Source organism: Nocardia sp. NPDC052254, from assembly GCF_040679495.1.
GTDB lineage: Bacteria > Actinomycetota > Actinomycetes > Mycobacteriales > Mycobacteriaceae > Nocardia.
In genome coordinates this window covers 45017-72016 of sequence record NZ_JBFAUW010000010.1, presented here as the reverse complement: position 1 = coordinate 72016, position 27000 = coordinate 45017, and the positions used below count along the sequence as shown (strand labels likewise).

Below are 27000 nucleotides of genomic sequence, written 5' to 3'. Positions count from 1 at the left end.
ATGGTCACTGCACCGCGTCCATGGCAGAAGAGTCTGTCGAACCTGTCCGTGACCAGCAAGGTCGGCATCGTGCTGTTGCTGCCTGTGGTGCTGGCTTCGGCGTTCGCCGTCCTTCGGATCAAGGACGAACTCGGCACCATCTCACAGCTGGACACCGCCTCCGAGCAGGCGCGGATCATCCGGCCCACCCTCGACTTCGGTTCGGCGGCCAATAATCTCGCGGTCACTGTCGGCAATACCGGTGGGCCGCAATCGGCGCTCGACCAATCGGCGGCGCGATTCGATCAGGCCGCCGCAAATCTGCAGACCGCGCTGCAGAATTCACCGACCGACAAGCGCGTCGCCACCGAACTCACCGAGGCACTGGCGGCCGGCCGGACCCTGCGCAACAGCCTGCACGGCGGTGCGCCGCAGGAGGTCGTGAAGCAGGCCGGCGAGGTCAACAGCCACGTCAGCAATGCCGTGTCGTCGCTGGCGACGCCCAAGGAAACCGCCATCGAGCGCTATTACGTGCAGATGGGTGTCATCGCCATCGCCCGGCAGATGTTCACCCAGCAGCAACTGGCGCTGGAGAGCGGCGAGATCGGCAACAACCCGGCGGTGCTGGCCCAGGTGCTGACCGCCACCGGCGCCGAAATGACGATGATCAATCAATACGCGGTCGTGCAGCCGGAATCGGCGCTGAAACCGGACGTACTGCTGGGCGCCCTGCAGACCCGGGTCGCGGCGCTGAGCCAGAACGCCGTCGAGCCGATCCGGGTGCCCGGTGTCGCGGAATCGATGCAGACCAGCACCGATACCTACACCGAGGCCACCGACCACCTGGTCGACCTGATCACCAACGGCCTGTCCGATCGATCGATCGACGCCCGGGGCACGGTGCTACGTGATGTGTCCCTGGTGGTCGTGACACTGCTCGCGGGTCTGGCCCTGGCGCTGGCGGTCGCGCGCTCGCTGGTCGTGCCGATTCGCCGTCTGCGCCGCGATTCGCTCCAGGTCGCCCATACCGATCTGCCCGCCGAGCTCTCGGTCGTGCGCGCCGGTGGCGCCACCCCGGAGATCGTCCCGGTCGATGTGCAGACCACCGAGGAGATCGGCCAGCTGGCCCGCGCCGTCGACGATATGCACCGGCAGGCGTTGTACCTCGCCGCCGAGCAGGCTCGCCTGCGACTGCAGATCAGCAATATGTTCGAAACCCTGTCGCGCCGCAGCCAATCGCTGGTGGAACAGCAGCTGTCGCTGATCGAGGATCTGGAACGCGACGAGGACGATTCCGGTCGCCTGCAGAGCCTGTTCCGCCTCGATCACCTCGCCACCCGCATGCGCCGCAACGGTGACAACCTGCTGGTGCTCGCCGGTACCGCGCTGCGTCGCGGTCATCTGCCGCCGGTGCCGCTGTCGGACATGCTGTGGAGTGCGGTCTCGCAGGTGGAGGACTACCAGCGGGTCGAGATCGGTTCGGTGCCCGACGGTATCGTCGCCGGTGAGCCCGCGGTCGACATCGAACATCTGCTGGCCGAGCTGATCGACAACTCGCTGCGCTACTCGCCGCCGAATACGCCGGTGGCGGTCTCGGTCTCACGTGCGGTGGACGGCGGCTATCTGATCGAGATCACCGACCGCGGTCTGGGTATGTCCGCGGAGGACATGCGCTCGACCAACGAGCGGCTCGCCTCCGGTGGTGAGGTCACCATCGAAACCGCACGCCGAATGGGTCTTTTCGTCGTGGGCCGGCTCGCCAGCCGGCACACCATCACCGTCGGCCTGCGCCGCACCTCGAGCATGGCACAGCAGCCGGGTATCACCGCGAGCGTGCATCTGCCGGGCGCGCTGGTCTCTCCGGCCGAGGCCGCCGCACCGCCGCCGATCACCTCGACCTTCACCGCACCGGTACCGGATTTCTCATCGCCGGTCACCGAATTCCCGGCCCCCGGCCGCACCCTCACCGCGGTGCCGAATCCACCGGAGCGGTTCGGCGACAGCTCCGCCGACGAGAACCCGGACCTACCCCGATTCACCAGTTCGGGGCTGCCGCAACGCCGCCCGGGCGCCGCCCAGTCCGAGACCTCTTCCTCGGTTTCCCGGCTGACCCCGCTGCCGGACGCCGACGCGGCCGCGCCGGCGGACGACGGCGTTCTGCGCGGTATCGACCTGTTCCGCGAGGACAGCGACAGCACCGACGAACCGGCCTCCGACGACCGGCCGGATTTCGGTACCGGCACGCTCCTCGGCGTCAGGAAGTTCGGTGCCGCCCCGGACCCCCTCGATGCCGAGGGCTACGGCGCCGACGACGACCACGATGCCGACGCCGAATTCCGCACCGAGACGAATCTGCGCGCGCAGCCGCACTTCGGCACCGATACCGAGTCCTGGGACGAGCCCGCCGAATCGGACGAGCCGGCCCGGCGCGAGGATGTCTTCGATCCGGTGTCGAGTTCGTGGGAATCGGTGTCCGACCGCGATATCGCCCCGCCGGAACCGCCCGCCCGCCGTCCCGCCCCGGCCGATCCTCGCCCGCAACCACAGCCGACGTCCATCGATATCTGGGCGGAGACCGCGATCATGGCCCCGGCGCAGCGATCGCCGGACCACGAGCCCGCACCGCTGTCTCGGCACGGCGCGACTCTCGCACCGCCGCGGCCGGATTCCGACAGCCCGGAAAAACCCGAAACGCCGACGCCGATCTATCAGCGGATGGTGTCGGAATGGCTGGTCGAACCGTCGTCCACCACGTCCGGCGGCACCTGGTCCTCACCGGCCGATGCCGGCTGGGCCGCCGCCGCCGATGCCAGCGCCCCGACCGCGACCTCCCGCACCACGGGTGGTCTGCCCATTCGGCAGCCCGGTGCGCAACTGGTCCCCGGCGGTGTGACACAGGACGATGTCACCGAGGCACGCGATCCGGAGGAGATCCGCAACAGCTTGTCCAGGCATCTGAGCGGCGTCCGCAGCGGACGAGTGAGCCTCCAGCAGAACCCTTCCCAGGAATCCGCGACCGATCCGGACACCGCCCGGTACGAGGTGCCCCGCTACGACGACGCGGCCCAGCGGAACGACGCTCAGCAGAACGACGGAGGCTTTGCATGACCGACACTGCGCAGAAATCCACCGACGAGAATTTGAACTGGCTCGTCACCCGGTTCACCAGAGAGGTGCCCGGGGTCTCGCACGCGGTGCTCGTCTCCGCCGACGGGCTGCTCCAGGCGACCAGCCCGAACCTGCCGTCGGATCGCTCCGAGCAGCTGTCCGCGGTGACCGCCGGACTGGCCAGCCTGTCCGCGGGTGCGGCGCAATTGTTCAACGGCGGCAAGGTGATGCAGTCGATCGTCGATATGCAGCGTGGCTACCTGCTGGTGATGAGTGTCGGCGACGGCGGCTCGCATCTGGCGGTGCTGGCCAACAAGCAGCACGACATCGGCCGCATCGGCTACGAGATGGCCCTGCTGGCCGACCGTGTCGGATCCGTCGTGCAAGCCACGGCCCGTTCGGCGGTTTGACGATCGAGATGACCAGCTCCTTCGGAGCCGGGTCCGGCCGGCCAACCACACGCGTCCGTCCCTACGCCCTGACCGCGGGGCGTACCGAGCCCGCGGTCGAGCTTCCGCTCGAAGCGGTCGTGGAGACATTGCCCTACGCCAATCAATTCGATTGGCCCGCAGGAGATGTCCGGACAGATATCCTGCGATTGGGCGCGGGGCGGCTCTCGGTCGCCGAAATCGCCGCGCACCTGCAACGTCCACTGGGAATGATCCGGGTCGTCATCGGCGACCTGGTGGTGGCGGGCACCCTGCGGGTGCACACCACACTCAGCGAGGACGCCACCTTCGACGAGCGCCGAAATCTGATGGAGAGGACCCTGCGTGGACTCCGTGCCCTCTGATACGACGGCACCCTCCGCTACCACCGTGCTCGAGCCCGACGAGCGCTATCCCCCCGCGTACCGATCGAATTCCCCGAGCTCGTCCCCCCAACCGCCGCCCCCGGACCAGAATTCCTCCATGCATCCTGAGAATCCGACGGCTCAGACGCCGCCACCCCCGGAGCCCGACGTCCGCACCGCCTCGACCAAGATCGTGGTCGCGGGTGGTTTCGGCGCCGGCAAGACCACCTTCGTCGGCGCGGTCTCGGAGATCGTGCCGCTGCGCACCGAAGCCATGGTGACCGGCGTTTCCGACGGTATCGACGATCTGTCGGCCACCCCGGGCAAGGAAACCACCACGGTGGCCATGGATTTCGGCCGCATCATCCTGCCCGGCAACCTCACGCTGTACCTGTTCGGTACCCCGGGGCAGCGCCGATTCTGGTTCATGTGGGACGACCTGATCCGCGGTGCGATCGGTGCCGTCGTGCTGGTCGACACGCGCCGGATCGAGGACAGCTTCGCCGCGGTCGACTTCTTCGAGGCACGCGGGCTGCCGTTCCTCGTGGCGGTCAACAGGTTTCCGAGCGCACCCCGCTTCCCGATCGAGGAACTACGCGAGGCGCTGTCGATTCGCGAGGGCGTGCCGGTGGTCGATATCGACGCCCGCAATGCCGACGAGGTGCGCCGTGCCCTGGCCGCGGTGACCGAGTACGCGATTCAACGTCTGACCGCCACCCACGCGACCGTGGGACAGGGCTGACACCACTGCCGTGGTTTCGCGAGTCGAGGGATTGCAATGAACTACTTCACCATGGGCTACTGGGTGCTCGGCCTGGCGATCGGCATCGCCGCGGTCGGCGCCCTCGTGGGCTTGGCCTGTATCCGCCAATCGACGATGTCGGTCACGGCGAAGTTCCGGATGGTGTGGCTCACCGCGGCGTCGGTATCGATCGGCGGGGTGAGTACCTGGCTGGCGGTGTACGTGACGCTGCTCGGTGTCGGAGTGTCCACCGGTGAGATCCGCTACGACCTCACCCGCATGGTCGTGAGCGCGGTGATCACCGTGGTGGCGGTGCTGGCGGGGCTGCTGATCGCGGGACAGGCGGGTTCGCTGCCCCGGATCATCGGTGGTGGTGTGGTGATGGGTCTCGGTATCGGTGTCATGCACATGCTGGCGATGGGTGCCGTCCGAGTGCAGGGATCGGCCGAGGTCAACGTCTGGCTCTCCGTCTCCGCCGGTGCCCTCGCGATCCTGACGTCCATCGGATTGCTCTGGGCCACTACACATATCCGGGCCATACTCATCCTGGCAGGCGTCGCGGTGCTCTACGCACTGGCGATCACCGGCGTGCACTATCTCGGCCAGGCCGGATTGCACGTGCGTCCGGACGCCGCCGCGGGCATGCCGGACGGCGATGATCTGTTCGCTCTGTTCGTGCCCGTATTCGTGACGGGCACGCTGTCGCTGGCCGTGCCGATCACCGCGGTGCTGGTGGCCCCGGACCGCACCGGGACCACGCGGTCGCGGCAGGCCGCGAAGGCCGCGAAGGGCACCGGCCCCAAATCCGCCCCGGCGCGTCCCTCGGGCCGGACACCGCAGCCGGTGGGCTGAGCCGCTGCCGGGCGGAATCGCGCTGTGCGGACGTGATCGGGGCGGGCCGCTGCTGCGGCCCGCCCCGATCGTCTTGCGCTACCCGCGAATCAGCCCTCGGCAGGGGCGTTGATCCGGTTGAAGTACTCGACCGCGACCAGGACGCCGGACAGCCCGCCGACGCCGACCAGACCGGCAGCGGCACCCAGCGGAGCGCCCAGCGCGGCACCGGTCAGGCAGCCACCGATCCACCCCGGGATGACCAGGAACGCGGTACCGAGCGCGGCGCCGAGGACACAGCCACCGACCAGGCCTATCGCGGTACCGATCAGGGTGCCGATGCTGGTGGCGATGCCGAGTTCGTTGATCGCGCTCTGGTTGGCCGCGTCGAGGTCCGAACGACTGGCGGTGTCGTGCAGCATCGGAGCGGGGTGCGCGGCAGCCGCATCCGTGCTCGGGACCAGGGTGGCCTCATTACCCGCGATCTGCACGGCGATCGGGTATTCCATACCGTCGCGCTGGTAGCTCATCGGGAAGCCCGCGACGACCGCACCGGCGTTGTCCCGCACCTGGAACTGGTTGTTCTCGGTGGTCAGCGAGCCGGCATCGGTCTTCACCACAACGGTCTTGCCGACGACGTCGGCCGTGTAGTGGATAGCGGGGTCGGCGGCCGGTGCCGGGGCCGCGAAGCTGGTGCCGGTTGAGATTCCCAGGGCGGCGATGACCAGAGCCGACGTGGCGGCGAACTTCCGAAGCTTCATACCCTCATCACTTTCTCATCAGTTGCGGCACCTATTACCTGGCGCCTCGGTCCGAAATCGAACCCTTAGACAGGCTGCGCCGCGACCATTACGGCTGTGTAACAAAGGCCGTTAATAAGCCGCCAAGAAAATGCCAGGAATGTTAATAACCTGAAAATTCGGACATTCAGCGGTGGAACGCGAGCGCTTCGGCAATCCCGCAGCCGCCGCGCGAAGCCCTCGAAAACAGGGGGTGAGCTGGCCGTCTTGCGCCCAGACCCGAGACCGGATGCGCCCAGCTCACCATCGTCGGGTCGCAGCGACACCGAAACCGTGATCACCGGCGCCATCCCGTACGGAAACGATCCCTATTGCTACGGCGGCCACCATCACGAATTCATTCGCTGCCCGGATGCACCATTGCCGGAACACCACATATGGCCCCGGGCAATTTCCGGTGAACACTGTTCCAGGTATCCCGCGGCAACCGCATCCCAATTGTTTCACCACGATGACACCGGATGTTCGGTGACGACGGCACCGCTCGTCTCCCACGGGCGTCGGCATGCGAATTACAGTGGTAACCATGGGTTTCGGCCCGGGGCGGATCCACGCGCGGTGATCGCGGGCGAACCACCGGCACGGCAGATGAGAGGCAGGCGGATGTGACTCCGGAGCAGGAAGCGATATTGCGTGATGTACAGGTCCAGTTGCGCGGTCCGCGACTGAGCGGCTGGCCGGAACTGAGCTCGGTCGGCGTCCCGGGCGATCGGACGGTGGTCGAGGCATTGGCCGCCGCATTGCGGCAGATCGACGAGTTGCGCACGGAAATAGGCGATCTCGAGACGACGGTGGCCGAACTGACCCGCAGAATCCAGCCACCGGATCAGCTGCCGTGGCCGTTGTCGCTGGTGGCCGCGCTGCTGCAGGATCCGGCCGCGGTGATCGGCGAGCAGATCGCACGCTGGGAGTCACTGATCGACACCCTGCTGGGCACACCGGACGACGATGCCGCGCAACCGACGACGCCGACCCTGGAGGCAGCACCGGCGCAGATGACCGAACAGAGGTGAGAGCGCCCGAAAGTGGCGATGAGCGGGTTCTCCGTTATCGGGAGAACCCGCCCTCAGCCACGAGGGTACCGGTATCGGCCCGGGAATTCAGCGTTTCCGCAGGACTTTTTCGGGCGCCAAAAATGTACCAGCAGTTGGCGATTCGACAGCCAGCTATCGGTTCGCTAGTCACTCTATCCCAACACCCCAGCCCACGAGGACTCATTCGATAACCGAATGATCGCTGCATTCCGGCAAATTGCACAGAGTCGACATCGTCACCAGTCGTCCATCGAATGAACAGTGCCGAAACCGGCTCAGCGGCAGCACACTGCAAGCTATCGTCACCGCGGAGCAAGGCGACGAGGCCGGAGTCGCGCTGTTCCAGCGCTACCGGCGAGCCGGGTCGATCAGCCCGCGCCGGACCGCGTTGACCAGGCGGCGAGGCACATGATGGACCTCGCCACCGATGTCGACGGGCACCAGATCGGGTGGCGTCGCCTTCCAGTTCGAACGCCGGCTTCGGGTGTTCGCGCGCGACATTCGCCGCTTCGGCACCGCCATGTCAGCCCTCCCCTCCGGCAGCACCGGAACGCGGCACGCGCCGGCCGTATTTGCGTTCGAACTTCTCCACCCGGCCCGCGGTGTCGAGGACGCGGTGCGCGCCGGTCCAGAACGGGTGGGAGTCGGCGGTGACATCGACGGTGATCAGCGGGTAGCTGTTGCCGTCGGTCCATTCGACGGTCCGGGTCCCGGTCGCCGTCGAGCGGGTGAGGAAGCGTTTGCCGGTGCTCACGTCCTCGAAGACCACCGGGTGGTACTCGGGATGAATCCCTGATTTCACGGTTCTACCTTTCCTTCGGCCGGGACTCCACACCGTGATCGGCGGTGGTGTCGGACTCTGTTGCCTCGCAGGGGTCTTCGTGGAATTCCCCGAAGGGGTCGTCCCAGTGCGAAACCAATTCGGGAGCGTTGCGCAGCAGGATCATCTCCGCCTCGTCGACCAGGGCCCAGTGCAGTGCGGTGCGGATCTCGTCCGGATCGGCACCACAGGTGAGGATGGTCAGCGAGATGTCGCGGTCACCGAAGTCCTCGTCCCAGCGCAGCGCGGCCAGCGCCCGCCGATCGGGATCGGCGGCCGCGAATTCGGCGGGAGTCATTGCCGCCAGCCAGGTTCCGGCGTCACCGACCCGCAATCCGCCGCCCGCCGACTCCAGCCACACCACCCGGTCGGGCTGGGTGGCCAGCCAGATCCGGCCGCGCGCGGTGATCACCCCCTCGAACAACACATCCAGCGCCTGATGCAATCGAGTGGGATGGAACGGTCGTCCGGTGGCGAATTCGACCAGACCGACACCGTTTTCGTCCAGCAGCGGCGGCCGGCCACGCAGCAGCGGCGCATGCGCGTCGAAGATCCGGCCACGGCGAGAGTCGGCGGGAATCCGATCCAGCAGCATCTCGATCCGCCCGCGAGTGACCTCGCGGCCGTGTTCGATCCAGACCGCCGGAGCACCGGGAATCAGCCGATCCAGAATCGACCGCACCACCTCGCGCTCGTCGGCACCCACCTGGTCGGCGGCGAAAATCACCGTGGCATCGGCGAATCCGACCTGCCCGACCGCGAGCTGAGCGACCGTACGCTCATCGTCGGAGGAGGCGCCGTCCCGCTCGTCGATCGTCTCGTCACTCAACGCCTCGGCGGGCCAGGTACGCGCATCGAGTCCGGTCACCACCGCGGCGATACGCACATCGCGCCCGGCCGGACCGTCCACCCGGCCCACCGTCCCGACCACGGGCACGTACTCGATGGCGTGACAGACCGCTTCCGCCTCGAACGCCGGATCCAGCGCGATCACGATGCGGTGCACCGAATCTCGGGCCGCCAGCCGGCACAGCAGCGGTAGCAGATCGGCCCGCAGCGTGCAGGAGACACAGCCGTGCGCGAGCTCGTGCACACTCGCCGTCTCGCGCCCGTCCAGCAGTACGCGGCGGCGAACCACACCCTCGCGCAATGAGCTCAGGTCGTGCCGTACGACCGCGGTACCGGGCTCGTCGCCCAGCCGCCGCGCGATGTGGTCCATACCGTCCGCGACCGGTCCCGGAAAGCCCGCCAGCAAGACGACGGGCGTGCGGCGGTCGGGATGTGACACCACCGAAACCCCTTTCGACAATGATTTTCATTTCCTAGAAGCACACGGTACAGTCTGCGACGGTCATTGTCGAAAATGATTTTCAGAAAGGCGGCCCCATGTCGGCCCACTGCCAGGTCACCGGCCGCAAGCCGGGCTTCGGTAAATCCGTTTCGCACTCCCACGTCCGGACCAACCGGCGCTGGGATCCGAACATCCAGCGCAAGACGTACTTCCTGCCCAGCGAGGGCCGCCGCATCACGCTGCGACTCTCGGCCACGGGCATCAAGACCATCGATCGCGACGGAATCGAGGCCGTGGTGGCCCGCTTGCGCGCCCGGGGCGAGAAGATCTGATGGCGCGCAGCAACGAGATCCGCCCCATCGTCAAACTGCGGTCGACCGGTGGCACCGGCTACACCTACGTCACCCGCAAGAACCGCCGTAACGACCCCGACCGCCTGGTGTTGCGCAAATACGATCCGATCCTGCGCCGCCACATCGACTTCCGCGAGGACCGGTAATGGCCAAGAAATCCAAGATCGCCCGCAACGAACAGCGCCGTGCGGTCGTGGCCCGCTACGCCGAGCGCCGGGCCGAGCTCAAGGAACTGATCCGTAATCCAGCCACCCCCGACGAGCAGCGCGGCGCCGCCCAGCTCGCCCTGCAGCGACTGCCGCGCGATGCGAGTCCGGTACGCTTGCGCAATCGGGACGCCGCCGATGGCCGCCCCCGCGGACACCTCCGCAAGTTCGGATTGTCCCGGGTACGTATGCGCGAGATGGCCCACCGGGGGGAGCTGCCCGGAGTGCACAAATCGAGTTGGTAGACCCACCGCAGATCTCGTCAGGAGGAATCCCTCATATGGCAGTCAAGCGAGCACCATCGAAAAGGATCCGTGCCGAGCAGGCTCGCCGGCCGAAGAAGAATCCACTCATCGCCGCCGGGGTCGAAATCGTCGACTACAAGGATGTGAACCTGCTGCGCACCTTCATCTCCGACCGCGGCAAGATCCGCAGCCGCCGGGTCACCGGCCTCACCCCGCAGCAGCAGCGGCAGGTGGCGATCGCGGTGAAGAACGCGCGCGAGATGGCGCTGCTGCCCTTCACCAGTCGGTGACTCGTCCGCTCATGGAGGCCGTGACGCAGCCGCGTCACGGCCTCCATTTTTCGCGGCTACCTCTCATCACCCATCAGGGGATCGTCAGCAGCTGCCCCGCATCGATGGCGTCCGGGTTCTCGATACCACTGGCGCCGGCGATCTCCAGGTAGCGGTTGCCGTCACCGTAGAAGCGCTCGGCGATGGTCCACAGGGTGTCACCGGGCTCGACGGTGTAGGTGCGCACCTGGGGAGCGGGCGGCGGGGACATCTCCGCGGCCGGTGCGGCGAGCGGCTCCTCACCGACGACCGGCTCCGCCACCACGATCGGATTGTCGGTATTGGTGCCCGATGCCCACAGCGAGGCACCGTTACGGCCGTAGAGCACGATGTTGCGGTCCGGTTGCACAACCAGGTGATCGGCCTCGCCACCGTTGGTGTCGGTGGCCCATACCGGACCGGCGGCGGAGTAGAGCACGAAGTTGCCGTCGTCCTGCAGCACGGCGCGCTCGACGCCCTGCTCGTGCGTCATGGTCGCCCACACCACAGTGCCCTCCGGCTCGGAAAGCACCAAGTTGCCATCATTTTGGAGAGTCAGCGTGTACGCGCCGCCCTCGAGAGCCTGACCCAGGCCGAGTTCCCCACCTACCTGCAACGTGTCACCCACGCGGTGAATCCTTTCGATGAGACAGTGAAAACAGTCATGCCGATTGCTGATTCGATGGCGTCGAAACGTATTCGCTCATCGTTTGCGCACATTACTTCCCGACGCCGCGATCACGCCGGAGTCACGCGCGGTGGTTCGCGGAAAGTTCACTGCGACGTCGAACACATCCCGCCCGCGGCGCCTACTAGGGTGTGGCACATGGATTCGATCCCGGCACGGCGCCGCCTCGGCGCGGCAGCCATCGCAGTACTGGCACTACCCGCTCTGCTGGTCACTGCCTGCGGGAGCTCCGACAGCGGTGGGACACAGGCGAATACCTCGACCTCGGCGATCGCCACTCCCATCGAGCAGAATCCGCCGCAGCCCGGCCGCATGTTCACCGCCGACCCCACGATCACCAGCCCGCACCCCATGTCCTTCGACAGCTGGAGCCGGGTGGCGGACGACCGGATAGCGGTGAACTTCCAGACCGGATCGCCCGAATGTTACGGCGTCGACGCCACCACCGACGAGACCGATTCATCGGTGACCGTCCACCTCCGGGCCGGAACCCTCCCCCAGGCCGTGGGGCGGATGTGCACAATGATCGCGGTCTTCGGCACGCTGGAGATCCCGCTGAAGAAGCCGCTGGGCGATCGAAAGGTATTGAGCGCGACCTGATCCGAGCCTCCCGGAGCACAACGACGAACGTCCCCTTCCGCGAAAGTCGCGGAAGGGGACGTTCGTTCGATCCGGAGACCGCGCTCAGTGCGCGAAGTGCCGTGCCCCGGTGAGATACATGGTGACCCCCGCCTCCCGGCAGGCATCGATGGTGAGCTGATCACGCACCGAACCACCGGGTTGCACAATGGCTTTCACCCCCGCGGCGATCAACTGCTGGGGGCCGTCGGGGAACGGGAAGTAGGCATCGGAGGCCGCCACCGACCCCTCGGCGCGATCGCCCGCGCGCAGCACCGCCAGATGGACGGCATCGACGCGGTTGACCTGTCCCATACCCACGCCGACCGAAGCGCCGTCGTGCGCCAGCAGGATCGCGTTGGATTTCACGGCTCGGCAAGCACGCCAGGCGAATTCGAGATCCGCCAGGGTGGCCGCATCGGCCGCCTCGCCGGTGGCGAGGGTCCAGTTGGCGGGATCGTCACCCTCGGCGTCGACGACATCGGTCTGCTGCAGCAGGGCGCCGCCGCTGATCGGCCGCAACTCGACACCACCGCGACTCGGCTGGTCGGCGATCAGAATGCGCACGTTCTTCTTGCGCTGCAACACTTCCACCGCACCGTCGGCATAGCCGGGGGCCACGATGACCTCGGTGAAGATCTCGGCCACCTGTTCGGCCATCTCCACGGTCACCTCGCGGTTGGCCGCGATGACACCACCGAAGGCGCTCACCGGATCACAGGCGTGCGCCTTGCGATGCGCCTCGGCGATATCGGCACCCACCGCGATCCCGCACGGGTTGGCATGCTTGATGATGGCCACCGCGGGCTCGACGTGGTCCCAGGCGGCGCGCCAGGCGGCATCGGCGTCGGTGTAGTTGTTGTACGACATCTCCTTGCCGTGCAACTGTTTCGCTTGGGCCAGCCCCGCCGGACCGGATTCGTTGCGGTACAGCGCCGCGGCCTGATGTGGATTCTCGCCGTAGCGCAGCACCGCTTCACGCGTCCAGGCGCCGCCCATCCAGGCCGGGAACTGTTCCGCCGCAGTCGAATCCGCGGACGGCTCGCCGGTCAGCACCGTCGTCATCCAGCTCGCCACCGCCACGTCGTAGCTTGCGGTGTGCTGGAAAGCCTTGGCCGCCAGTGCGGTTCGATCAGGCAGCGTGAAGCCGCCGCCCTGGACCGCGGTGAGCACGTCGTCGTAGTCACCGGTGTCGACCACCACGGCCACCGAGGGATGATTCTTGGCGGCCGCGCGGACCATCGACGGACCGCCGATATCGATCTGCTCGACGCATTCGTCGGGCGAGGCGCCACTGGCGACGGTCTCGGTGAACGGGTACAGATTCACCACCACCAGCTGGAAGGCCTCCACCTCGAGTTCGACCAGCTGATCGAGATGTTCCTGTTTGCGGGTGTCGGCGAGGATGCCGGCGTGCACCCGCGGGTGCAGCGTCTTCACCCGGCCGTCCAGGGTTTCGGGGAACCCGGTGAGGTCCTCCACCTTGGTCACCGGAATACCCGCGTCGGCGATACGCGCCGCGGTCGAACCGGTCGACACCAGCTCGACACCGGCGGCGTCGAGCCCGGTGGCGAGCTCGATCAGACCCGTTTTGTCGTAGACGCTCACCAGCGCCCGGCGAACCGCTCGACGCTCACTCATCAGGGATTTCTGCCTTTCGTCCGTTGCAGACAATGCCTCGGGTCGCGACGGCGGCCACGGTCTCCGCCAGCAGCCGTCGCTCCACGACTTTGATTCGTTCGTGCAGGCTCGCCTCGTCGTCTCCCGGCAGCACGGCCACCGGCTCCTGCGCGAGAATCGGCCCGGTGTCCACACCCGCGTCGACCAGATGCACGGTCGACCCGGTCACCCGCACGCCGTAGGCCAGTGCGTCGCGCACGCCGTGCGCGCCCGGGAAGGACGGCAGCAGTGCGGGGTGGGTATTGATGATGCGGCCCTCGAACCGCTCCAGAAAACGCGGGCCCAGCAGGCGCATGAAGCCCGCGGACACCACCAGATCGGGATGGTGCGCCGCGACCGCCTCGGTCAACGCGAGGTCCCACGCGGCACGGTCGGAGAAGTCGCCGGGAGCCACCCGGAAGTCGGGGATACCGGCGCGCGCCGCGTGGTCGGTGGCCGGGCAGATCCGGTCCACCCCCACGGCGGCGACCCGCGCCGGATAATCCGGCTGCTCGGTGGCCGCGATCAGCGATTGCAGCAGTGATCCCGTACCCGAGGCGAGGACGACGAGGGTCGCAGGCACGGTCGGCGGGACCGGCTGGGCGGGCGGGGTGGTCAGCGCTCTACTCCCTGTGCGTCGGGGCTGCCGGAGGGCGGCGGTCACGATGTCCGCCGGGTTAGAGCCTAACGACCGCCCCTTCCGGGCCCCTCCGGCAGGTCACCCTCTACCACTTCCGCATCCAGGATGTCGGCATTTTCGGCATCGAAGTCGTAGTCCGGATCGGGGTCGGCACGCACCGGGTCGAGATCGTCGTCGTCGAGCAGTTCGCCGTCCACCTCGACGACCGCGATGTCGTCGCCGCGGTCCCGGGACGGCTCCGGGTAGCCGTCGCCCACCGGCTCGTCATCGGCGTATTCGTCATCCGCGAACTCGTATTCGACATAGCGGGGATCGTCGTACAACTGGTCGGCATAGCGCGGCCGCGGGACATACCGATCCTCGTCCTCCGGGTCGTCGTATCGGCCCGTGTCGTACCCCTCGTCGGCATGACCGTCGTCGTAGTCGTCGTACTCGCCGGCGACGAACCGGCCGGCCGGCGCACCGAAACCGCTGTCGGTGTACCTGGGCGGGATGCCGAGAAACCTACGGCCGCAGACCAATCCGACATAACCGGCGACAGTGAGCCAGCCGAAGGTGAGGCCGGCGGTCAGCAGCACACCCGGTCCGATGTCACCGAACGAGCCGACCCGCCCACCGGCACACAGGCACAACAGCGACAACACCACCGCGGCCGCCGCCGCACCGAACAACGTCGCCCACGGCCGGCGCGGTTCGTCGTCGGTTTCGCGGGCGCAGTCCAGCCCACCGCGCACGCCGATCGCGGCGGGCACCAGCAGCAGCACCGACCACCAGGCCGCCGCGGGCCCGGTCGGCACGGCCGCCAGCACCGGCAGCGCGGGCACCGGCGCACCGGTCACCGAGAACAGGCTCAGCCCACCGTCCCCGATGTGTACATCCGCGCCCACCAGCACGCTCGTGGCCGCGATCACGACATTCGGCACATAGGCCAGCGACAGGGCACTCAGACCGAGCACACCGGCGAAATTGCCCGCGGTCGCGTAGGTGTCCCCGATGACCGACCAGTGCAGGACGAACGACACCAGCGCGAGCACCGCGCCGTTGATCAGCAGCCGCCACAGCGCCCGAGCCGCCATCCGCGCTCCGGTGAAGACCCACTCCGGCAGGTACGCGCCGATCCGGTCGCGCACGGAATTCGGCTGCGAGACGATACCGACGACCGCGGCGAGCAGATGCAGCCCGCCGACACAGGAGAAGGCGGTGAGGTTGTCGGGAGCCTGCAGCGGTACGGCCGCGGCGGCGTCCTCTGCCACGGCCAGACAGACGGCGGTGACAAGTAACGGGCCCGCGAGCGCGGCACCGACGATCCAGCCCAGATCGGCACGTGAGGAGCGCGGCGAGACCGCGTGCGCGCAGTCGTGCATGGTCAGCCAGAGCACCAGCCCGGTCGGCACCAGCGGAAGCAGGCCGAGCGAGGTCTTTCCCACCAGAACCGGGACCTGGTGGACGGCGAGCCAGCCGGACGCGATCGCCCCCGAGGCGCCGGTGAGGCCGCTGCCCGCGGTGATCAGGGTGAGCAGCACGATCGCGACGATGGCGACCACGGTGAAACTCGACGCCCGGGCAGCGATGACGAGCAGTACCTTGGCCCGTTCCGGACTCAGCGAGAGAAAGACCGGATCCTCGGGGTCGCCGGGCGGATCGGGCGGCGCCGGTCTCGTGCCTGCCCGCTGTTCGCGAAGGTCGGTCCAACGGACCAGTGCGGACTTCATAGAACTACCTCACGGATCCTGTCGGCTCGTCGACGCGGACACGACCACCCACGAAATCAGAGTGGCAGCCGGAAACGGATCGGCGAGTCAGGCGCGCCGTGTGCGACGCCTGACTCGCCGATCGAAATCCGTATCCGAATCGGGGATACGGAACTACTTCTTGTCGTCCTCGGGACGGAACGCCTTGGTCGCGTCCGCGGCCGGGTTGCCGGTCTGCTCACCGCCGAACGGCTGCGCACCCTGGCCCTGCTGTCCCTGCTGGCCGAAGTTCAGCGAACCGAACTGCTGACCGGCCTGGCCCGGCTGGCCACCGGCCTGCTGGGAAGAAGTGGCGCTACCGAAGTGCTGCGTCGCGGCCTCGTCCCCGCCCGAGGTCTGCGGCCGCTGCGCGTACGGCGACTGGGCACCCTGCGCGGGCGAGGCGCCGTAGGGCTGCTGAGCGGGCTGTCCGTAGGCCGACGGCTGCTGACCGTACTGGCCCTGGCCGTACTGCTGGCCGTACTGGCCGTAGGCGGCCTGCTGTCCCTGCGCGGCCTGCGGCTGCGCCGCCTGTCCCTGCTGCGCCTGGCCGTACTGCTGGCCGTATTGCTGCCCGTACTGTGCCTGCTGCGCCTGCTGTGCCTGGCCGTACTGCGCCTGCTGGCTCTGCTGTTGCGCCTGGCCGTAGGCGGCCTGCTGGCCGTAGCCGGAACTCGCGGCAGCGGGCTTGGCCTCGGGAGCCGACAGGATGCCGACCTCGAACAGCAGCGCGACGACGGCGACGGCGGTCTGCACCAGCGCCAGGAACAGCACCAGCCAGCCACCCCACGCCAGCGAGGTGCTGTCGCCGACGTTGAACGATTGGAACAGCAGCGCGATGAAGCCGGCCGCCGACGCGGCCGCGGCCGGACCGGTCCAGGACTGGTTGATCTTCGGCACCAGGGCCAGACCCGCCAGCAGTCCGCCCAGCAGGAGCAGGGCCAGCAGTGGGGAGACACCCTTGGCCTCGAAGAAGCTCGCGCTCTCGGATGCGACCGTCATACCCGGCCCCAGATCGCGAGCATCGCTCTTCACGTAGGCGGTGAAGCCCAGCAGGAAGTTGATCACGCCGAGCGCGGCGGTCCCAACGGTCAGGTAGAACGTCAGCCCCTTGGCACTCAACGCCGAACTCCCCGAACCGCCGCTGGCACTACCGGCCGGCTGCTGGCCGAAGCTGGGCGCGGACGAGGGTGTGGGCGAGGGCTGCGGCGTGGGCGCGTTGTACCCGGAGCCCCCGGTCGGGTAGGACATGTGGTCGTCTCCTTACGAGTCCTTCATCGGCTTTCAGGCTGAATACCCTTGACGCTACTGCACTCGCGGGCCCCGGTCACGGCCACGACACCACACGTGGCAACCACGAGCGCGCCCAGTGAACCCGATACCCGTCTCGATCGTGTTCTCGGCGCCGACGATCGGAGGTATCGCATGGACATTTCGGAAATGTTCTGCATGGTGGTCCGGGCTCTGGGGCTCTGCCATCTGTTCCCAGCACCCTAGCCATCCGTTCCGGCCCCGGCCACGCGTCCCGGCCGTCCGGCGGCAGATGTCCCTGCCCACAGCACCGCTGCTGTCTGCCCGCAGCAGCATGTCACCGGCCCCGGGATGAATGACGAAGGCCGCCTTGCCATTTCGGCAAGGCGGCCTTCGCCGGTGCGAACGATCAAGCGGTGATCGACGCCTTCTCCAGAATTTCGCGCGCCAGAGCGGCGGTCTCGGACGGGGTCTTGCCGACCTTCACGCCCGCGGCCTCGAGGGCCTCCTTCTTCGCCGCGGCGGTGCCCGAGGAGCCGGACACGATGGCGCCGGCGTGGCCCATGGTCTTGCCCTCCGGGGCGGTGAAGCCCGCGACGTAGCCGACGACCGGCTTGGTGACGTTGGCCTGGATGTACGCGGCCGCCCGCTCCTCGGCGTCGCCGCCGATCTCGCCGATCATGACGATGAGCTTGGTCTCGGGGTCCTTCTCGAACGCCTCGATGGCGTCGATGTGGGTGGTGCCGATGACCGGGTCGCCACCGATACCGATGGAGGTCGAGAAGCCGAAGTCACGCAGCTCGTACATCATCTGGTAGGTCAGGGTGCCCGACTTCGACACCAGGCCGATCGGGCCCTTGCCGGTGATGTTGGCCGGGGTGATGCCCACCAGCGACTCACCCGGGGTGATGATGCCGGGGCAGTTGGGGCCGATGATCCGGGTCTTGCTGCCCTTCTCCACGTTGTAGGCCCACGCGTAGGCGGTGTCCTGCACCGGGATGCCCTCGGTGATGACCACGAGCAGCGGGATCTCCGCGTCGATGGCCTCGATGATGGCGTCCTTGGCGAACTTCGGCGGCACGAAGGCGATCGACACGTCGGCGCCGGTCTCCTTCATGGCCTCGGCGACGCCGCCGAACACCGGCAGCTCGACGGCCGAGCCGTCCTTGGCGGTGTGCGAGACGGTGGTGCCGGCCTTGCGGGCGTTGACGCCACCGACGACCTGGGTGCCGGCCTTCAGCATCAGCGCGGTGTGCTTGGTGCCCTCACCGCCGGTGATGCCCTGGACGATGACCTTGGAGTCCTTGTTCAGGAAGATAGACATTGCTTCTTGTCCTTACTTGGCCGCAGCCAGTTCGGCGGCCTTGTCGGCGCCTTCGTCCATGGTCTGGGCGAGGGTGACCAGCGGGTGGTTGGCGTCGACGAGGATCTTGCGACCCTCCTCGACCTTGTTGCCATCGAGGCGGACCACCAGCGGCTTGTTCGCCTCCGACCCCAGGATCTCCAGGGCCTTCACGATGCCGTTGGCTACCGCGTCACACGCGGTGATGCCGCCGAACACGTTCACGAACACGCTCTTGACCTGCGCGTCGTTGAGAATGACATCGAGACCGTTGGCCATCACCTCGGCCGAGGCGCCACCACCGATGTCGAGGAAGTTGGCCGGCTTCACGCCGTTGTGGTTCTCACCGGCGTAGGCGACGACGTCCAGGGTCGACATGACCAGGCCGGCACCGTTGCCGATGATGCCGACCTCACCGTCGAGCTTGACGTAGTTGAGGTCGTTCTCCTTGGCCTTGAGCTCGAGCGGATCGGTGGCGTCGCGGTCCGCGAACTCGGCGTGATCGGGGTGCCGGAAATCGGCGTTCTCGTCCAGGGTGACCTTGCCGTCCAGCGCCAGGATCTCATTCTCCGGCGTACGGACCAGCGGGTTCACCTCGACCAGGGTCGCGTCCTCGTTGACGAAGACCTCCCACAGCTTCTGGATGGTCACCGCGGCGGCGTCCAGGACGTCGGCGGGCAGGTGGCCCTGCTCGGCGATGGAGCGCGCGAAGGCCAGATCGACACCCTTGACCGCGTCGACGGCGACCTTGGCCAGACGGTCGGGCTTGGTGGCGGCGACCTCTTCGATCTCCATACCGCCCTCGACCGAGCACATGGCCAGGTAGGTGCGGTTGGCGCGATCGAGCAGGAAGGAGATGTAGTACTCCTCCGCGATGTCCTTGGCCTCGGCGACCAGGATCTTCTTGGTGACGTGACCCTTGATGTCCAGGCCCAGGATGTTGTTCGCGTGCGTGAAGGCGTCATCCGGGGTGGCTGCGTACTTCACACCGCCGGCCTTACCACGGCCACCGACCTTGACCTGCGACTTGATCATCACAGGCTTGCCGATTTCGGTCGCGATGGCACGGGCGTCCTCGGCCGAGTCCGTGACGCGGCCCTCCGACGAAGGCACTCCGTGCTTCACGAAGAGTTCCTTCGCCTGATATTCGAAGAGATCCATGTACTCACCGTCTCGTCTGCGTTGTGGTGACAACGACTTTGACTATGTTGCCGCCCGTGGTCGGCCCGTAGCGACTGCTTGCAGGTCGCTCGAAAGGGTCAGCGGGTCGAGTCGGACTCTAATCAGTTCGATGTCGCCGAAATCAGCCGCATACAGCCTAAGTGGCGCAGGTCACGGGACCACATCCGCCCGAGCAAAACCGCTGGCCAAGGCTACTGGCGAGTAGCTTTTTCGGGCGAGGCAGGTCGGGCGGAGGATGGTCCGATTTGCCGATCTGGCTACTACATTGTGTAGTTGCAAGTTTTCGCTCGCGCGCCCGATATGTGGTGTGTTATTCCGGCAACAAACGTGATCAATCTCACAAGTGCAGCCGTTACGGGGCTAGCGCTTGCCGACCTGCAATCGTTTCGTTACCGTCGATGCGGTCGATGTCACAAGCTGATCACAGGACCAGCGGGAATACGCTGTACAAGCGCTCCCACATCGGCCGCGCAACTCGGATGAGGTCCGCGTATACGGCACCCGACCAGGAGGACGGCAGGCTTGTTGCAGCACAGTGCTCCGCAGGCGATGAGCCCTTCGACCGGCGGAGTCCACCGATGAGCCACGGCCGTCTACAACCAGGGCATCGCGCTCGATCCGCTCGCCGTTACCGCGGCGAGGAGGAATCTCTCGACCAGCATCCGTACTTCGGCAACGGGCAGTCCCTCGGCGGCTACGCCGGCGACCAGGCCGGCGGTGTCGCTCCGCAGCAGGTGCGCGATATGCCCGGCCGCGCGGACAGCTGGTCACAGGCGGCCGGCGCGAGCGCCACCGTCGCCGCGGGTTCCTGGGCCACATCGGGACCGGACTCCGGCGAATGGCAGCAGCCCTGGGCGGCGCAGCACGGTGACGACGGCAACTGGACCGCCGAACCGCAATGGCCCAGCACCGACGAATGGGCGGCCGCCGATCCCGCCGGCCTGAACCACGAACACGGCGAATACGACGCCGCCGAGGACTACGACGCTGCCGACGGCAATCAGCCGTTCGATCTCGCCCGGCTGGTTCCCGGTCGCAAGCGCGCGTCGGGCACGGCAGGCGACGAGGAGGAGCCCCGTAAGTTCGGCGGCGCCCACCGGGTACCCGCCCCACCGGCCGCGCTCAAGGGCCGTGCCGCCGTCGTCGCCGTGGCCGCGGGCGCCGTGGTCGCCGCCGGGCAGGCGGGAATGCAGTCCGGTGGACAGCACCACGCGACCACCGCCGATGTCGATGCCGCCGGGCAGGTGCACGAGATCGCCGCACAGGCGGCCGTCACCACCCAGGCGCAGGCCGGAAATCCGCAGTCGCCCCAGGTGCTCAATGTGGCGCCGGTGGCAGATGTCAGCCAGTTCCAGGACATCCTGCAGCACGGCCAGGAATTCGCCGCCACTCTCGCGGCGCAGGAATCGGCGAAGTTGCGCCCGCTGTTCTCGAAATTCGCCAATGGCACCTTCACCTCCGGATTCGGCGGTCGCTGGGGCGTACAGCATCTCGGCGTCGATGTGGCAGCACCGATCGGTACCCCGATCTACGCCGTCGAAGACGGTGAAGTGATCAGCGCGGGTCCCGCGTCCGGATTCGGTATGTGGGTGCGCCTGAAGCATGCCGACGGCACCATCACCGTCTACGGTCACGTCGACACCGTCACCGTGTCCGAGGGACAGCAGGTGATGGCCGGCGACCAGATTGCCACCGTCGGTAACCGTGGCTTCTCCACCGGACCGCACTGCCACTTCGAGGTGTGGCTGAACGGATCGAACAAGGTCGACCCGCTCCCCTGGCTCGCCTCGCGCGGTATCTCCCTCGGCCCCGAACGCGACTAGCTCGCCCATCTCTCCGAGTATTTTGCGGACGAGTGGGTGCCGCGAGATGTTCGTTGCGGGGCGGCGGTGGTGGGGTGTTGGGAGTACCCGATGAGTTACTCGTGTTCTCCTGAGATCAGTTGTCGCCCTTAAGGTCTGGTGTGGGTATCAGTTGGTCTCGGTGAGCCGGTGCCGGATCGCGAGCTCGGCGTCACCGCCGTGGATACTCGCGTGGAGCGCGTCATGGTCAGGACCATCGCCCGGCAGGACGCACCGGCGGGCGGCTGAGAGCCCGGCGACCAAGCGCGCAGCCCGGTCGCCGGGAGCGCTGTCAGAGCTTCACCAAGGTCCGGCTGTATTGCGGGATCAGGCGGATCTTGCCGGCGGTACCGAAATCGATGGTCACCGTGGCCAGGGAGCCGAAGCCTTCGGCGGCCACCACTCGGCCCAGACCGTATTTGTCATCGCTGACCCGGTCACCCACGGCCAGCACCAGACCCGAGTTGTTGAGTTTGGCGCCGGGACGGGCGGGGGCGCGATCACGCAGACCGGGGCGCTGCTGAGACCAGCCGTCGCCACGGGTCCAATCCCGTCCGCCACCGTCGTCCTCGCCCCGCCTGCGGAAACCGCGGCCGCCCGACGGCGGTGTCGGCTCCAGGCGTTGCCATTCCAGCAGATGTTGCGGGATCTCTTGCAGGAAGCGGGATTCCGGATTCGAGACCGCCTGCCCCCAGCCGGAACGGACCACCGCGCGCGACAGGAACAGGCGTTTGCGGGCACGAGTGATACCGACATAGGCGAGCCGACGTTCCTCGGCCAGTTCGGCGGGATCACCGAGGGCGCGCATATGCGGGAACTGGCCATCCTCCCAGCCGGTCACGAACACCACCGGGAACTCCAAGCCCTTGGCGGTGTGCAGGGTCATCAGGGTGACCACACCGGAACCCTCGTCGGGAATCTGATCGGTGTCGGCGACCAGGGACACCCGCTCCAGGAACGCCGCCAGCGATCCCGGATCCGGCTCCCCCTCGGCGGCCTCGGGCACCAGCCCCTCCTCGCGCGCCGCCTCGACGTTGTTCCGCGCCTCGGAACTGAATTCCGTTGCGACGCTCACCAATTCGTTGAGGTTGTCGAGGCGGGCACCGTCCTGGGGATCGTCGGAGGCCTCCAGCTCACCGCGGTAGCCGGTCTTGTCGAGCACGGCCTCCACGACCTTGCCCACATCCGGATACTCCGACTCCGGGGTGGCGCCGGCGGCGCGGATCTCGTCGAGCAGATCCAGGAAACCGGCGATGGCCCGCTGCGCCCGGGTGTTCAGCAGCGCCACCTTGCCGTCGGCCGCGTCCCGCAGCGCGGCGGCGAAACCGATATCGCGCTGTTCGGCATGGACGGCCACGCACGCCTCGGCGCGGTCACCGATACCGCGACGCGGGGTGTTGAGGATGCGGCGCAGGCTCACCGCGTCGTTCGGATTCTCCAGCACGCGCAGGTAGGCCACCACATCGCGGACCTCTTTGCGCTCGTAGAACCGCACCCCGCCCACCACCTTGTAGGGCAGGCCCATGCGGATGAAGATCTCCTCCAGCGCACGCGAATTGTTGTTGGTGCGGTAGAACACCGCGACGTCGGCGTAGTTGTAATCGCCCTGATCGACCAGGCGATCGATTTCCCGGGCCACGAACGACGCCTCGTCGTGTTCGTTGTCGGCGACGTACCCCACGATCAGATCGCCGTCGCCGGAATCGGTCCACAGCTTCTTGTCGCGGCGATTCTCGTTGCGCGAGATGAGCGCATTCGCGGCCGACAGAATGTGCTGGGTGGAGCGGTAGTTCTGTTCCAGCAGAATGGTTTCCGCATCGGGAAAATCGCGCTCGAATTCCTCGATATTGCGGATGGTCGCACCACGGAACGCGTAGATCGACTGATCGGCGTCGCCGACCACACACAATTCACTGGGCGGCACGGTCTCGGCCCGGCGGGCCGGCACGAACTCCGGATCGGCGGCGTTGCCGTCTGCGGCTGGCGCCGCGGGTTCTCGGCCCTGATGGCTCGAGCCGTGGCCGACCAGCTCGCGGATCAGCACGTACTGGGCATGGTTGGTGTCCTGGTACTCGTCGACCAGGACATGCCGGAACCGGCGTCGGTAGTACTCGGCGACCTGCGGATGCTGCTGCAGCAGTGCCACCGTCTCACCGATCAGATCGTCGAAATCGAAGGCATTGGCCGCGCGCAGCCGCCGCTGATATTCGGTATAGACCCGCGCGACGATGCCGGGCAGTTCGGACTCGTCGGATTCCGCGTCCGCCGTGGCGGTTTCGGGATCGATGAGCTCGTTTTTGAGATTGGAGATGGCGGTCGACAGCAGGCGCGGCGAGTACTTCTTCGGATCCAGATTCTGATCGCGGATGATCATCGCCAGCAGCCGCCGGGAATCGTCGGCGTCGTAGATGGAGAAATTGGAGTTCAGCGAACCGGGCAGCAGGTTGGCCTGCATCCGCAGAATGCGCACACAGGAGGAATGGAAGGTCGAGACCCACATGGAAGCCGCACGCGGGCCGACCAGATCGATCACCCGCTCGCGCATCTCGGCCGCGGCCTTGTTGGTGAAGGTGATGGCCAGGATCTGTCCGGGCGTGACGTCGCGCTCGGCCAGTAGATAGGCGATGCGACGGGTGAGAACCGCGGTCTTACCGGACCCGGCGCCGGCGACGATCAGCAGCGGGGACCCGGCGTGCACGACCGCCGCGCGCTGCTGGGGATTGAGCCCCGCCAACAGCCGCTGCACCCGATCGTCGGCCTCCGCGTCCGTAACCCCGCGACCCGTAGCTTGCCGCTTCGCCGCCTCGTTTTTCAGCTGGGTTGCTGCCACCGTCGTCTCCATCGTCCATCCACGCTACCGGCGGGCACCGACATCCTGTAGTCCGGCGTGATTTCCTGGGCATTCTCATCGGAGAGAACGCTGTGCACTTTGCCTCCCCTGTCACCCGTGGCAGACTGGCCACATGACCAGCGCGCTCACCACCTCTGCTGTTCGGGCGAACGATGGCATTCGTGGTCACCGATTTCGCACGTGAGCGCACACCAAGACGGGGACAATACAAAGGCCGAGCAGGTCTGTTTCACGGTGGAAGATTCCGATCGGTAACGGGGCGGAGCCGCATGCCGATCGAGTTTCTGACACGAGGAGAGAAAGTATGAGCACCTCTACCGAGCCGATCGACCAGTCCGCGGCCGGGTCCGAGCCCGCGCCGCCGAGTAGTGAGGCGGAGATCGAGAAGCTTCGTAAGGAGATCGACCGGCTCGACGCCGAGATCCTCGCCGCCATCAAGCGCCGCACCGAGGTCTCCAGAATCATCGGCCGGACCCGGATGGCCAATGGTGGGCCGCGCCTGGTGCACTCTCGCGAGATGAAAGTCCTGGAGCGCTTCAGCGAACTGGGCCAGGAAGGCCACACCCTGGCCATGCTGCTCCTGCGCCTGGGCCGTGGCCGACTCGGCCACTGACACCGCGCCGACCCACCTGAACCACGCGGCACATCGTCTCGACGAGCTCCGCGATCCCAGGCCGCCCCGGGTGTTCATTCCCCCGGGGCGGCCGCTTCTTCCCAGCCTGTCACCGAGCCGCGCTCACTGCAGGGCGATGTACTTCGTCGACAGGTACTCCTCGATGCCCTCGAAGCCGCCCTCGCGGCCGAATCCGGATGCCTTGACGCCGCCGAAGGGGGCGGCCGGATCCGAGATGACCCCGCGGTTGACTCCGACCATGCCGCTCTCCAGCCCCTCGGCGATCCGCAGGGCGCGATCCAGGTCACGGGTGTAAACGTAAGCCACCAAACCGAATTGGGTCTCGTTCGCGGCGGCCAGACCCTGTTCCTCGGTATCGAAGCCGATGATCGGGGCGACCGGGCCGAACACCTCCTCGCTCAGGATCCGGGCGCCGGCGGGGACCTCGCTGAGCAGTGTGGCCGGATAGTAGTAACCCGGTCCACCGGGTGCCTTGCCGCCGGTGCGGACCTCGGCGCCGCGGGACACGGCGTCGTCCACCAGTTCGCTGACCGTGTCGAGCTGATCCTGGTTGATCAGCGGTCCGAGGGTGGTCGACGGGTCGTCGCCGGGGCCGAGCTTCACCTCCCGCATCGCGGCCGCGAACTTGTCGGTGAATTCCGCGCGCACCGAGTTGTGCACATGGAACCGGTTGGCCGCGGTGCATGCCTCGCCGCCGTTGCGCAGCTTCGCCAGCATGGCGCCCTGCACCGCGGCATCGATGTCGGCGTCGTCGAAGACCACGAACGGCGCGTTTCCACCCAGTTCCATCGAGGTGCGCAGCAGGCCGTGGGCGGACTTCTCGACGAGGGTCCGGCCGACCTCGGTAGAGCCGGTGAACGTGAGTTTGCGCAGCCGCGGATCGTTGATCAGCGGTTCGGTCACCGCACCGGAGCGGCGCGAGGTGATCACCGACAGGACGCCGTCGGGCAGGCCCGCGTCACTGCACAACTTGGCCAGCAGCAGCATCGTGAGCGGGGTGGCCGAGGCCGGTTTCACGATCATCGTGCATCCCGCGGCCAGGGCCGGCCCGATCTTGCGGGTTCCCATGGCGAGCGGGAAGTTCCAGGGCGTGATGGCCAGGCACGGTCCGACGGGCTGTTTGTGGACGATGATGCGGCCGGCGCCGGTGGGCGCGGTCTGGTAGCGGCCGTGTATCCGGACCGCTTCCTCGCTGAACCAGCGGAAGAATTCGGCGCCGTAGCGGACCTCGTTACGGCTCTCCTGCAATGCCTTACCCATTTCCAGGGTCATCAGCAGGGCGAAGTCCTCGGTGTGCGCGACGATCCGCTCGTAGACCGCGCGCAGGATCTCACCGCGTTCGCGGGCGGGGGTCGCGGCCCAACCGGCCTGAGCCGCCGATGCGGCGTCCAGCGCCCGCATCGCGTCCTCGGGCGAGGCGTCGGCGACATGGGCGACGGGTTCACCGGTGGCCGGATTCTCGACCGGGAATGTGGCACCGCCGGTGGCATCCACCGGCCCGCCGATCCAGAGCTGAGTGGGGACGGATTCCAGTAGTTCGGTTTGCGACACCATGTGCTCAGCGTAGGCCGGACACCCCGGGGCCAGGGAGATCTTCCGATGTTGTGATCGCCCCCACGGGACAAGCCCCCGACCAGCGACATCACCCCATCGGACCGGTCCTCGCGCGTCCCCGCGGTACCTGCGAATCCCGGTACCGGCCCGCGGCCTCGGGCAACAGCCGCGACCGGCACCATCCGACCATTACCTGTGAGTCCCGGTACCAGACAAAGTCGGCGACACCGCTTCATCACGCGGGTCACCTGCGCGTTCTGGGCGCGGTCTGTAATCTCGGCCAACAGCACAGCCAGCGACACCACCGCCCGAACGACACCGCTTCATCACGCGGGTCACCTGCGCGTACTGGGCACGGTCTGTCACCTCGGCCAACAGCACAGCCAGCGACACCACCGCCCGAACGACACCGCTTCATCACGCGGGTCACCTGCGCGTTCTGGGCGCGGTCTGTAATCTCGGCCAACAGCACAGCCAGCGACACCACCGCCCGAACGACA

Annotated in this window: 26 protein-coding genes; 13 read left to right on the top strand and 13 right to left on the bottom strand. The window is 67.4% G+C overall.

Annotated features, from left to right (window positions below; translation table 11 throughout):
• From AB0L57_RS23575 to AB0L57_RS23555, 5 genes are all read left to right on the top strand, one after another.
• A complete protein-coding gene (locus AB0L57_RS23575; protein ID WP_364965957.1) occupies positions 1-3087 on the top strand; it encodes an ATP-binding protein in 3087 nt (1028 codons plus the stop codon).
• Complete coding sequence (locus AB0L57_RS23570; RefSeq protein WP_364965954.1) at positions 3084-3497, top strand: roadblock/LC7 domain-containing protein; 414 nt, start codon at positions 3084-3086, stop codon at positions 3495-3497. Before AB0L57_RS23575 ends, AB0L57_RS23570 begins: the two co-directional genes overlap by 4 nt.
• A gap of 8 nt (positions 3498-3505) precedes the next feature.
• A complete protein-coding gene (locus tag AB0L57_RS23565; protein ID WP_364965950.1) occupies positions 3506-3880 on the top strand; it encodes a DUF742 domain-containing protein in 375 nt (124 codons plus the stop codon).
• Positions 3881-3998: 118 nt separating this feature from the next.
• A complete protein-coding gene (locus AB0L57_RS23560) occupies positions 3999-4622 on the top strand; it encodes an ATP/GTP-binding protein (protein ID WP_364965948.1) in 624 nt (207 codons plus the stop codon).
• A gap of 36 nt (positions 4623-4658) precedes the next feature.
• Positions 4659-5474, top strand: a complete 816-nt coding sequence (locus AB0L57_RS23555) for a hypothetical protein (RefSeq protein WP_364965946.1) — start codon at positions 4659-4661, stop codon at positions 5472-5474.
• An 89-nt stretch (positions 5475-5563) separates the two neighbouring features.
• Here the strand turns inward: AB0L57_RS23555 and AB0L57_RS23550 are convergent, their stop codons facing one another.
• A complete protein-coding gene (locus AB0L57_RS23550) occupies positions 5564-6214 on the bottom strand; it encodes a hypothetical protein (protein WP_364965943.1) in 651 nt (216 codons plus the stop codon).
• Between the two features lie 644 nt (positions 6215-6858).
• Here AB0L57_RS23550 and AB0L57_RS23545 point away from each other — a divergent pair.
• Entirely contained in the window at positions 6859-7266 is a 408-nt protein-coding gene (locus tag AB0L57_RS23545) for a hypothetical protein (protein ID WP_364965940.1), read from the top strand.
• Between the two features lie 369 nt (positions 7267-7635).
• Here the strand turns inward: AB0L57_RS23545 and rpmF are convergent, their stop codons facing one another.
• Genes rpmF through AB0L57_RS23530 form a run of 3 tightly spaced genes read right to left on the bottom strand, consistent with a single transcriptional unit; the run spans position 7636 to position 9398 of the window.
• The gene (gene rpmF, locus AB0L57_RS23540) at positions 7636-7809 is read right to left on the bottom strand and encodes a 50S ribosomal protein L32 (RefSeq protein WP_364965937.1); all 174 of its coding nucleotides are present in this window, start codon (positions 7807-7809) and stop codon (positions 7636-7638) included.
• A gap of 1 nt (position 7810) precedes the next feature.
• Positions 7811-8089, bottom strand: coding sequence for a type B 50S ribosomal protein L31 (locus tag AB0L57_RS23535; RefSeq protein WP_364965934.1), 279 nt, complete (start codon positions 8087-8089; stop codon positions 7811-7813).
• A gap of 4 nt (positions 8090-8093) precedes the next feature.
• A complete protein-coding gene (locus tag AB0L57_RS23530) occupies positions 8094-9398 on the bottom strand; it encodes a GTP-binding protein (RefSeq protein WP_364965931.1) in 1305 nt (434 codons plus the stop codon).
• Positions 9399-9493: 95 nt separating this feature from the next.
• Here AB0L57_RS23530 and rpmB point away from each other — a divergent pair, with 95 nt between their 5' ends.
• From rpmB to rpsR, 4 genes are read left to right on the top strand one after another with little or no spacing between them, the layout of a single operon-like run.
• Positions 9494-9730: a 50S ribosomal protein L28 gene (gene rpmB, locus AB0L57_RS23525; protein WP_364965928.1), complete on the top strand. Its 237-nt coding sequence runs from the start codon at positions 9494-9496 to the stop codon at positions 9728-9730.
• On the top strand, positions 9730-9897 hold the full coding sequence (gene rpmG / locus AB0L57_RS23520; RefSeq protein ID WP_025352860.1) for a 50S ribosomal protein L33: 168 nt from the start codon (positions 9730-9732) through the stop codon (positions 9895-9897). The genes rpmB and rpmG overlap by 1 nt, the downstream gene beginning before the upstream one ends.
• Positions 9897-10202 (top strand): 30S ribosomal protein S14, encoded by a 306-nt coding sequence (rpsN, locus tag AB0L57_RS23515; RefSeq protein WP_364965925.1) that lies wholly within the window; start codon positions 9897-9899, stop codon positions 10200-10202. The genes rpmG and rpsN overlap by 1 nt, the downstream gene beginning before the upstream one ends.
• Positions 10203-10237: 35 nt before the next feature.
• Entirely contained in the window at positions 10238-10492 is a 255-nt protein-coding gene (rpsR, locus tag AB0L57_RS23510) for a 30S ribosomal protein S18 (protein WP_364965922.1), read from the top strand.
• A 73-nt stretch (positions 10493-10565) separates the two neighbouring features.
• On the opposite strand, the gene AB0L57_RS23505 is transcribed toward rpsR, so the two are convergent.
• Positions 10566-11138 (bottom strand): LysM peptidoglycan-binding domain-containing protein, encoded by a 573-nt coding sequence (locus AB0L57_RS23505; RefSeq protein ID WP_364965920.1) that lies wholly within the window; start codon positions 11136-11138, stop codon positions 10566-10568.
• A 198-nt stretch (positions 11139-11336) separates the two neighbouring features.
• On the opposite strand from AB0L57_RS23505, the gene AB0L57_RS23500 reads away from it, so the two are divergent.
• Complete coding sequence (locus AB0L57_RS23500; protein ID WP_364965917.1) at positions 11337-11798, top strand: hypothetical protein; 462 nt, start codon at positions 11337-11339, stop codon at positions 11796-11798.
• Between the two features lie 84 nt (positions 11799-11882).
• Here the strand turns inward: AB0L57_RS23500 and purH are convergent, their stop codons facing one another.
• The 6 genes from purH to sucC all read right to left on the bottom strand — a co-directional run bounded on the left by purH (position 11883) and on the right by sucC (position 19599).
• Positions 11883-13457 carry a bifunctional phosphoribosylaminoimidazolecarboxamide formyltransferase/IMP cyclohydrolase gene (purH, locus tag AB0L57_RS23495; RefSeq protein ID WP_364965915.1) on the bottom strand — a complete coding sequence of 525 codons (1575 nt, stop codon included), beginning with the start codon at positions 13455-13457 and terminating at the stop codon, positions 11883-11885.
• Positions 13450-14058 (bottom strand): phosphoribosylglycinamide formyltransferase, encoded by a 609-nt coding sequence (purN, locus tag AB0L57_RS23490; protein WP_364966498.1) that lies wholly within the window; start codon positions 14056-14058, stop codon positions 13450-13452. The genes purH and purN overlap by 8 nt, the downstream gene beginning before the upstream one ends.
• 101 nt (positions 14059-14159) lie before the next feature.
• Positions 14160-15827 carry a DUF6350 family protein gene (locus tag AB0L57_RS23485; RefSeq protein WP_364965913.1) on the bottom strand — a complete coding sequence of 556 codons (1668 nt, stop codon included), beginning with the start codon at positions 15825-15827 and terminating at the stop codon, positions 14160-14162.
• A gap of 153 nt (positions 15828-15980) precedes the next feature.
• Complete coding sequence (locus AB0L57_RS23480) at positions 15981-17096, bottom strand: DUF5336 domain-containing protein (protein ID WP_364965911.1); 1116 nt, start codon at positions 17094-17096, stop codon at positions 15981-15983.
• A 409-nt stretch (positions 17097-17505) separates the two neighbouring features.
• On the bottom strand, positions 17506-18420 hold the full coding sequence (sucD, locus tag AB0L57_RS23475; protein WP_364965908.1) for a succinate--CoA ligase subunit alpha: 915 nt from the start codon (positions 18418-18420) through the stop codon (positions 17506-17508).
• 12 nt (positions 18421-18432) lie between these two features.
• Positions 18433-19599, bottom strand: coding sequence for an ADP-forming succinate--CoA ligase subunit beta (gene sucC, locus AB0L57_RS23470; protein WP_364965905.1), 1167 nt, complete (start codon positions 19597-19599; stop codon positions 18433-18435).
• Between the two features lie 599 nt (positions 19600-20198).
• Between sucC and AB0L57_RS23465 the strand changes: the two genes are divergently transcribed.
• Positions 20199-21443, top strand: coding sequence for a M23 family metallopeptidase (locus AB0L57_RS23465; RefSeq protein ID WP_364965903.1), 1245 nt, complete (start codon positions 20199-20201; stop codon positions 21441-21443).
• A 310-nt stretch (positions 21444-21753) separates the two neighbouring features.
• Here the strand turns inward: AB0L57_RS23465 and pcrA are convergent, their stop codons facing one another.
• On the bottom strand, positions 21754-24303 hold the full coding sequence (pcrA, locus tag AB0L57_RS23460; protein WP_364965900.1) for a DNA helicase PcrA: 2550 nt from the start codon (positions 24301-24303) through the stop codon (positions 21754-21756).
• A gap of 313 nt (positions 24304-24616) precedes the next feature.
• Between pcrA and AB0L57_RS23455 the strand changes: the two genes are divergently transcribed.
• Positions 24617-24925: a chorismate mutase gene (locus tag AB0L57_RS23455; RefSeq protein WP_364965897.1), complete on the top strand. Its 309-nt coding sequence runs from the start codon at positions 24617-24619 to the stop codon at positions 24923-24925.
• Between the two features lie 123 nt (positions 24926-25048).
• On the opposite strand, the gene AB0L57_RS23450 is transcribed toward AB0L57_RS23455, so the two are convergent.
• The gene (locus tag AB0L57_RS23450) at positions 25049-26500 is read right to left on the bottom strand and encodes an NAD-dependent succinate-semialdehyde dehydrogenase (RefSeq protein WP_364965894.1); all 1452 of its coding nucleotides are present in this window, start codon (positions 26498-26500) and stop codon (positions 25049-25051) included.
• Between the last annotated feature and the right edge of the window lie 500 nt (positions 26501-27000).